The sequence below is a fragment of the Roseisolibacter sp. H3M3-2 genome, from assembly GCF_029211165.1.
GTDB lineage: Bacteria > Gemmatimonadota > Gemmatimonadetes > Gemmatimonadales > Gemmatimonadaceae > Roseisolibacter.
This window is the reverse complement of the sequence record NZ_JARGEK010000625.1, coordinates 1-1,485: the sequence shown is the minus strand read 5'-3', so window position 1 is coordinate 1,485 and position 1,485 is coordinate 1. Positions and strand designations below refer to the sequence as shown.

The 1,485-nt window shown below is 78.2% G+C and carries 1 pseudogene; it reads left to right on the top strand.

Going from position 1 to position 1,485, the window contains the following annotated elements:
* Positions 1-1,480, top strand: a pseudogene (locus PYV61_RS25205) (hypothetical protein); the annotation flags it as partial.
* Positions 1,481-1,485: the final 5 nt, after the last annotated feature.

Below are 1,485 nucleotides of genomic sequence, written 5' to 3'. Positions count from 1 at the left end.
GGCGCTGGCGGCCGCCGAGCGGCTGGGCGACGGGCGCCTGCTCACCGGCGAGATCGCCGCGCTGCCGGGCGGGCGCGTGGCGCTCAACGCGTCGCTGCTCGGCGTGGCCGACTGGCGCGACGCCGCGACGGTGCGCGTCGAGGGCTCCCCCGACTCGCTGCCGCAGCTGGTCGAGCGGCTGGCGGTGGGGCTGCTGTCGCTCGACGCGGCGGGGGGCGAGCGCGGCGCCGTGGCGCGCCCGCTCACCACGTCGCTGCCGGCGCTGCGCGCGTACCTCGCCGGCAGCGCGCTGTACCGCGGGTCGCGCTACCGCGAGAGCGCGCGCGAGTTCGAGCGGGCGCTGTCGTTCGACTCGACGTTCGCGCACGCGGGGCTGGCGCTCGCGATCGCGGCGCAGTGGTTCGGGGAGCCGGACCAGCAGTACCGCGGGCTGCAGACGGCGTGGCGCGAGCGCGAGCGGCTGTCGCCGGTCGACCGCGCGTCGCTCGAGGCGGCGGGGGGGCCGGCGTTCCCGCGCTCGGCGACGATGGCAGAGCTGTACGGCGCCAAGCAGCGCTACGCGCGCGTGGCCCCCGACCGCGCCGACGCGCTCTTCCAGGCGGCCGACGCGATGTTCCACTTCGGCGCGGTGCTCGGCGAGCCCGACGCCGACGCGCGCGCGGCGGCGCAGTTCCGGCGCGTGCTGGCGCTCGACTCGACGTACCTGCCGGCGCTCGAGCACCTCGTCTTCCTGGCGGCGCGCGCCGGCGACACGGCGACGGTGCGCGAGGCGGGGACGCTCTTCCTGCGCGGCGACTCGACGGCCGAGGGGGCCGACGGGGTGCGGTGGCGCATGGCGGTGGCGCTCGGCGACACCGGGGCGCTGGCGGCGCTGGAGCGGCGCGCGCCGGGGATGCACCCGGCGAGCGTCCACCTGATCGAGGAGATCTCGATGCTCGACGGCGTGGACCTCGAGCGCGCGGGGCGCATCGTGGCCGCGAGCGCGCTGGGGGCCAGCGCCGACCGGAACGAGTCGGACCGGGTGGCGTTCGCGCTGATCTCGCACGACGTGGCGCTGGCGCGCGGGCGGCCGGCGCGCGCCGCGGCGTTCCTGGAGGCGACGCGCGAGGCCGGGCACCCGGCGCACCTGATCGACGGCGCGTACGTGCTCGACGCGCTGTTCGGCGAGGGGGACACGGCGGCCGCGGTGGCGGCGCTGCGGACGCTGGAGCCGGTGGCGTACGGCCCGACGCCGGCGACGCTGCCGCTGCGCTACCGGCAGGAGTCGGCGCTGTGCGCGTCGGAGCTGTGGCGCGTGGCGCGCGGCGACGAGCGCACGGCGGCGCAGTCGGTGGCGCGGCTGCGCTCCCCGTACCGCGGCGCCGACCTGCCGCCGCAGGCCGAGTCGCCGACGCGGCCGGCCAGCGCGTGCGCGGCGATGATCGAGGCGACGCTGGCAAGTCGGATCGTAGCCATGTCGTTCTGTGAGCCAAGGAGTTGAGACCA